The 7,318-nt window shown below is 65.0% G+C and carries 7 protein-coding genes; 6 read left to right on the plus strand and 1 reads right to left on the minus strand.

Annotated elements, in window-relative coordinates; translation table 11 throughout:
• Positions 1-1,292, minus strand: a 1,292-nt coding sequence (locus EOD07_RS15870) for an aldehyde dehydrogenase family protein (protein WP_164772275.1), incomplete at its 3' end; no start/stop codon positions are given.
• 141 nt (positions 1,293-1,433) lie between these two features.
• On the opposite strand from EOD07_RS15870, the gene EOD07_RS15875 reads away from it, so the two are divergent.
• The 6 genes from EOD07_RS15875 to EOD07_RS15900 form a co-directional block, all read left to right on the plus strand.
• Positions 1,434-2,177: a glucose 1-dehydrogenase gene (locus EOD07_RS15875; RefSeq protein ID WP_040983959.1), complete on the plus strand. Its 744-nt coding sequence runs from the start codon at positions 1,434-1,436 to the stop codon at positions 2,175-2,177.
• A 27-nt stretch (positions 2,178-2,204) separates the two neighbouring features.
• Entirely contained in the window at positions 2,205-3,296 is a 1,092-nt protein-coding gene (locus EOD07_RS15880) for an isocitrate/isopropylmalate dehydrogenase family protein (protein ID WP_127236148.1), read from the plus strand.
• A 4-nt stretch (positions 3,297-3,300) separates the two neighbouring features.
• Complete coding sequence (locus EOD07_RS15885) at positions 3,301-4,449, plus strand: alpha-hydroxy acid oxidase (RefSeq protein ID WP_127236149.1); 1,149 nt, start codon at positions 3,301-3,303, stop codon at positions 4,447-4,449.
• Positions 4,450-4,558: 109 nt separating this feature from the next.
• Entirely contained in the window at positions 4,559-5,392 is an 834-nt protein-coding gene (gene fghA / locus EOD07_RS15890; RefSeq protein WP_127236150.1) for an S-formylglutathione hydrolase, read from the plus strand.
• 169 nt (positions 5,393-5,561) lie between these two features.
• Positions 5,562-6,014 (plus strand): DUF2231 domain-containing protein, encoded by a 453-nt coding sequence (locus tag EOD07_RS15895; protein ID WP_127236151.1) that lies wholly within the window; start codon positions 5,562-5,564, stop codon positions 6,012-6,014.
• Positions 6,001-7,318 (plus strand): sorbosone dehydrogenase family protein (locus EOD07_RS15900; protein WP_164772276.1); only part of this gene is annotated, 1,318 nt, incomplete at its 3' end. The genes EOD07_RS15895 and EOD07_RS15900, both read left to right, overlap by 14 nt.

Raw genomic sequence — 7,318 nt, forward strand, 5'->3', positions numbered from 1 at the left:
GCAGCAAGGCCATAGGACGTTGCGTTGGCGCGCGCGACAACCTCGTCCAAAGTGTCGAAAGGCATCGCCGAGATGACCGGCCCGAAGATCTCTTCGCGCGCGATGGTCATCTTGTCCGACACCGCGCCAAAGACGGTGGGCGCGATGAAGTTGCCGCCATCATAGAGCTCGCCCGTCAGCCGCGATCCGCCGGCGACCAGCCGGGCGCCTTCGTCGCTGCCGGACTTGATGTAGCTTTCCACCTTGCCGGCCTGCCTGGCATTGATCAGCGGTCCGATCTCGGTCTCCGCCTCGATGCCATGGCCGATGCGCAGCTTGCCGGCAAACTCGGCGACCCGGCGCACGAACTCGTCATGGATCTCGCGCGCCACGAACAGGCGTGAGCCGGCGATGCAGATCTGACCCGAATGCACGAACACCGCCATCGCCGCGACCGGCACGGCCTTGTCGATGTCGGCGTCGCGGCAGACGATGATCGGCGACTTGCCGCCGAGCTCGAGTGAAACACGCTTGAGGTTGGCGACGCCGGCGCGGGCGATCGCCTGGCCGGTCAACGTCGAGCCGGTGAAGACGATCTTGTTGACATCCGGATGTTCGGCCAGCCGCGCGCCAGCCTCCGCGCCGGTCCCGGTGACGATGTTGACGACGCCATCGGGCACGCCGGCTTCCTGCATCAGCTTGGCGATCAGCAGCGGCGTCAGCGACGCGTCCTCCGACGGCTTCAGCACGATGGTGCAGCCGGTGGCGAGAGCCGGCGCGATCTTCCAGATCGAGGCGGCGGTGGGCGCATTCCAGGGGATGATCGCGCCGACGACGCCGACCGGCTCGCGCCGGGTGAACGTGACGATCTCGCCGGGGATGGAATTGTCGATCGCCTCGCCATGCAGCGCGGTCGCCATGCCGCCATAGAAGCGCAGCATGCCGATGACCCGGCGCCGGTTGGCCAGCGTGCGGGTGATCGGCAGGCCCATGTCGAGCGTGTCGGAGACGCTGAGCTCTTCCCAGTGCTTTTCGAACAGGTCGGCGATCCTGAGCAGCACGCATTGCCGCTCGTAGGGCGAGAATTTGGACCAAGGCCCCTCGAAGGCGGCCCGCGCGGCGGCCACCGCCGCGTCGATATCGGCGGCTCCGCCGCGCGGAACAGTCGCCAGCACTTCGCCAGTCGCCGGGTTCAGCGCCTGCATCACGTCCCCGGATTGCGCCGCGACCCACTTGCCGCCGATGAACATCGGCCGGAATTCGCCATGGTAGAGCGTGGTGGCCTTCGCCCTCGGGTCGAAGTTCAGCGTCATCATCTCCTCCTCACGATTCCGACGCGACTATTACTCCCGCTGCCGGCGACCTCAAACAAGGAAAGCTAAAAGGGCGTTCAGATAATCGGACTGTGCAACGCGCGCGTCTTCCCCGATGGTTCCGGCAACGGAGGAACAGATATGAGACTTGCTGGCAAGGTTGCCATCGTCACCGGTGGCGGTTCGGGATTTGGCGAAGGCATCGTCAAGAAGTTTGTCGAGGAAGGCGCGTCGGTCGTGCTGATGGACCGGGACGAGGCGGCGGCCGCGCGCGTCAGTGGCGAAGCCGGCGACAAGGTGCGACCGATCACGGGCGACGTTTCGACACTGGAGAGTTTTGCAGCGGCCGCCGACCTTGCGCGATCTGCCTTCGGCGGCCTCGACATACTGGTCAACAATGCCGGCGTCGCGCAGCCGCCGCTGCCGCTGGAGACGATGGACGAAGGCCTGTTCGACCGCATCGCCAACGTCAACATGCGCTCGATCTACAACGGCGCCCGCGCTGTGGTGCCGCACTTCAAATCGATCAAATCGGGCGCCATCCTCAATGTCGCTTCCACGGGTGGCGTATCGCCGCGCCCGAACCTCACCTGGTACAACGCCTCGAAGGGTTGGGCGATCGCCGCCACCCGGGCGATGGCGGTGGAACTCGCGCCGTTCGGCATCCGCGTCAACGCGATCAACCCGGTTGCCGGCGACACGCCGCTTCTGTCCACCTTCATCGGCTCCGGCGAGGAAAACCGCGCCCGCGTCGTCGCCACCATTCCGATCGGCCGGCTGTCAACGCCGCAGGACATGGGCAACGCCGCCGCGTTCCTCTGCTCCGACGAAGCCAGCATGATCACCGGCGTCGACCTCAATGTCGACGGCGGCAAATGCATCTGACTGTTTGCGGTTCCTGAAGGATTGGCGATGAAGGATGTCTACCAGATCGCGGTCGTGCACGGCGACGGCATCGGCCCCGAGGTCTGCGCAGCGGCGGTCGAGGTGGTGAAGGCGGCATTCGGGTCGGGCTGCCCTTTGCAGTTCACCGAGTATCCCGCCGGGGCGGAGCATTTCCTGAAGACCGGGCAGAGCTTTCCCGAGCCGACCTTCCAGGCCTGCCGCGCGGCGGATGCGATCCTGCACGGCGCCGGCGGCCTGCCCGGCGTGGTCTATCCGGACGGCACGGAAGCGGGTCTGGACTTCACTCTGAGGCTCCGTTTCGAGCTCGACCTCTACGCCAACATCCGCCCCATCAGGCTCTTCGAGGGCGTGACCAGCCCGCTCAGCGGTGTGAAGGCCGGCGACATCGACTACGTCATCCTGCGCGAGAACAGCGAGGGGCTTTACGCGGCGCGCGGGGCAGGGGCGCTGCTGCGCAGCGAGGTGGCGGTCGACACGCTCGTGCAGACGCGCACCGGCATCGAGCGCATCGTGCGCAAGGCCTTCGAACTGGCGCGACAGTCGAACGGCGCGCCGCGCGACGGCGTACGACGAGTGACCTGCTGCGACAAGGCCAATGTGCTGCGCAGCTATGCCTTTTTCCGCTCGGTGTTCGATGAGGTGGCGAAGGATTATCCCGACATCGCGACGGAACATGCGCTGGTCGATGCCATGGCCATGCACCTCGTGCTGAAGCCCGGCCATTTCAACGTCATCGTCAGCGAGAACATGTTCGGCGATATCCTGTCGGACCTGGCGGCGGCGACGGTCGGCGGAATGGGAATGGCGCCCTCGGCGGAGGTCGGCGACGCAAACGGCTTCTTCCAGGCCGCCCATGGCTCCGCGCCGGACATTGCCGGCAAAGGGATCGCAAACCCCTACGGCACGATCCTGTCGGCGGCGGCCATGCTCGATTGGCTCGGCCGTGGACATGACGACGAAAGGCTGATTGATGCCGCCGAACAAATCCGCCGCGTGACGGAAACGTGCCTGGCAAACGGGCTGCTCAGCGCGGATCTAAAAGGGAGGTCATCTACCGCCGAGATCACCGGGACCGTTTGCGGCCGGCTCGCGGCCTGAGGCGATGGGGCGGCTCGATCGCTGCGTATCGGTGGAGGATTTTCGCCGGCTGGCGCGCCGTCGGTTGCCGAAATCGGTCTTCGAGTTCGTCGACGGCGGGGCAGGTCAGGAACTGACCTTGCGCGACAACCGCGCCGGCTTCGAACGCATTCGGCTGCTGCCTCGCGTGCTGACCGATGTGTCGCAGCCGGATTTGACCACCTCGATGTGGTCGAGGACCTATCCGACGCCGCTGGTGATCAGCCCGATGGGATCCTGCGCGCTCGTGCGCCCCGGCGCCGACATCGCAATCGCCAAAGCGGCGGCGGCGCGCGGCATCCCCTACACGCTGTCGACCATGGCGACGACCGGCATCGAGCGAATGGCAAAGGCCGTCGAGGGACCGCTCTGGTTCCAGCTCTATGTGCTGAAGGATTTCGATTTCAACCGCCGACTGGTGCGGCAGGCTGAAGAGTTCGGCTATTCGGCGTTGGTCGTGACCGTCGATCTCCAGGCGGGCGGCAAGCGCGAGAAGGATCTGAGGAACGGGATTTCGATCCCGCTACGGCCTTCGCTGCGGCACATGATCGAAGGGATTGCGCATCCGGGCTGGTCGTTTCGCCTGCTTCGCGGCGGCTTGCCGCAGTTCGAGAATGTCCGCGGCTATCTCGGCGACACCAGCGCGGGGCTGACGATCGCCGCGCGCGTCGGCCGCAATCTCCATGCGGGTTTCGATTGGGCCGACTTCCGCACGATCCGCGACTGGTGGAAGGGGCCGCTGATCGTCAAGGGCGTCCTGCATCCGGACGATTCCGTGAGATTGATCGCGGAGGGCGCGGACGGGATCTGGGTGTCCAATCATGGCGGCCGGCAGCTCGACGGCGCGATCGCGAGCGTCGATGCGACCGCGGCCGTGCATGCGGCCGTCGGCGACCGGGCTCCGATCCTGATCGATTCCGGCATCCGAACGGGCATGGACGTCATCAAGGCAAAAGCACGCGGAGCGGCGGCAGCGGCAATCGGCCGGGCCGCGCTATTCGGCGCGGTGGCGGGACAGGCCGGCATCGAGCGCGTGCTGGATATTTTGCTTGAGGAAATCGCAACCGGCCTGAAGCTTTGCGGAGTGCCCGGTTTTCAGCAAATTGACCCGGACCTGATTGCTCCGGCGGGCTAGCCGGACGTAGCTTCGTCGCACCGCCCGTATAGTTTGCCGAGGTGCAAGGTTGCACGAGCCCCGGCCGGCGGTTATGCCGGATCAAGAGTTCCTGACGAAAGGCAGAACGATGAAGGTCGTTTCCACATCGAAATCGCATGGCGGCGTCCAGGGCGTCTATTCGCACGCTTCCGAGGTCTGCGCCTGCGACATGACCTTTGCGGTGTTCGTGCCGCCCCAGGCCAAGGACGGGCCGCTCCCGGTCCTGTGGTACCTGTCGGGGCTTACCTGCACGCACGCAAATGTCATGGACAAGGGCGAGTACCGGCGCCTGGCATCCGAGCTCGGGCTCATCGTCGTTTGTCCCGACACCAGCCCGCGCGGATCTGACGTCCCCGATGAGAAGGACAATTGGCAGTTCGGCTGCGGCGCCGGCTTCTACCTCGACGCGACGCAAGAGCCTTACGCGAAGAACTATCGCATGTATTCCTACATCACCGAGGAATTGCCGGCGCTCGTCGCCGCCAATTTTCCAGCCGACCTGTCGCGCCAGGCCATCTTCGGTCATTCGATGGGCGGACATGGCGCGCTGACGATCGCGCTGAAAAATCCGGAGCGCTACCGGAGCTGCTCGGCCTTCGCGCCGATCGTGCAGCCATCGACGGCCGGCTGGTCGCGGCCGGCCTTCGAGAAATATCTCGGATCGGACGAAAAGAGCTGGCGTGCCTATGACACGACGCTGCTGATCGAGGATGGCAGGCGTTTTGCGGAATTCCTGGTCGACCAAGGCGCGGCGGACGGTTTCCTGCAGGACGGTCTTCGCCCATGGCTGCTGGAAGAAGCATGCAAGAAGGCAGGGATCGACCTCACCCTGCGCATGCAGGAAGGCTACGACCATTCCTACAATTTCATCTCGACCTTCATGGACGATCACCTCGAGTGGCATGCCGCGCGGCTTGCGTGATTATCGTCTCTGATAAGGTACGCCCCCGGTCACTCTCGAACGGTCTATTCCGCGTTGGCCGTGGCTGAGAGTCGAGCGTTCACCTTCTGGTGAGCGCGAGAATTTCCGGCGGAACATTCGCCTTTTCGCGCTGTTGAGTTTCAACAGCAGCGCGGAAAGGAGCGTTCGCATGGACAATCCGCGATCCACGGCAAGCATAGCAGGCCATCCCATCCATCCCATGCTCGTCACCGTCCCGATCGCCTGTTTCGTCGGGACCTTGCTCACCGATCTCGCCTACTGGTGGACAGCCGAGATGAGCTGGGCCAACTTCTCGGCCTGGCTCCTGACCGTTGGCGTCATTGTCGGCATTCTGGCTGCCATCGCGGGACTTACCGACTTTCTTGGCAGCCGCAGGATCCGCGCTCAGCCGACGGCATGGCTGCACATGGCAGGCAACCTCGTCGCGCTTATTCTGTCCTTCTTCAACATGCTCATCCACACCCGTGATGCCTGGACATCCGTGGTGCCGACCGGGCTGATCCTCTCGGCGCTGGTGGTGATCATCCTGCTCTTCACCGGCTGGCTCGGCTGGGGGCTGGTCTATCGCCATCATGTAGGAGTGGCCGATGAGACGGTTTGATAGCGCGATCAGATGGCCGATCGCGGCGCTTTGCTGCGCAATGGCCCTGGGCGTTGCTGGCTGCAGCGACGACAATACCGATCCGAACGCACAGATCGGCCCCGATCCGAAGCTGCCGGAGATAAACCAATACCTGTTCCCGCCGATGCACCTGGCCTCGGTGGTCGGCTGGAAAAACGACGAAAAGCCCACCGTCGCGCAAGGTCTGCAGATCGAGGCGCTGGCGAAGGGTCTTCAGCATCCGCGCTCGCTTCATGTGCTGCCCAATGGCGACGTCCTGGTGGTGGAATCGACGGCGCCCGCCGAAGCATCGGTCAAGCGGCCCAAGGACATCGTCATGGCCTGGGTCGAAAGCTGGGTCACCTCGGGCGGCGACACCGGGCCGAGCAACCGCATCACGCTCTTGCGCGACACCAATGGCGACGGCAAGCCGGATTACCAGGGCGTGTTCCTCGACCATCTCAACTCGCCCTTCGGCGTGGCGCTGGTCGGCAACGATCTCTATGTCGCCAACACGGACGCGATCGTGCGCTATCCCTACCAGCCGGGCGACACCAAGATCACAGCGCCTGGCAAGGTGCTGACGGAACTGCCGGGCGGGCCGATCGATCACCACTGGACCAAGAGCCTGGTCGCGAGCCCTGACGGTTCGCTGCTCTATGTCGGCGTCGGCTCGAACTCCAACATCACCGAGAACGGCATCCAGGCCGAGAGGGACCGCGCCGCGATCTGGGAGGTCGACCGCGCCACCGGCCGCTCGCGGATTTTCGCGAGCGGGTTGCGCAATCCCAACGGCCTGTCGTTCGAGCCTGAGAGCAAGGCGCTTTGGACGGTGGTCAACGAGCGCGACGAGCTCGGGCCGAACCTCGTGCCGGACTATATGACCTCGGTGAAGGACGGCGCCTTCTATGGCTGGCCCTACAGCTATTACGGCCAGCATGTCGATCCGCGCGTGATGCCGCAGCGGCCGGACATGGTGGCCAAGGCCATCCCGCCGGACTATGCGCTGAGCTCGCATGTCGCGCCGCTCGGGCTTGCCTTCTACACCGCAAGCAATCTGCCGCAATCCTATCGCGGCGGCGCCTTTGTCGGTGAGCATGGCAGCTGGGACCGCTCCCGCTTCAACGGCTACAAGGTGGTCTTCGTGCCGTTCAGCGGCGGGCATCCGAACGGCACGGCGCAAGATGTCGTCACCGGCTTCCTCGACGACAAGGGCGAGGCGAGGGGCCGTCCGGTCGGCGTTGCTGTCGACAAATCAGGCGCCTTGCTGATTGCCGACGACGTCGGCAACACGGTGTGGCGGG

This window comes from Mesorhizobium sp. M2C.T.Ca.TU.002.02.1.1 (assembly GCF_003997225.1).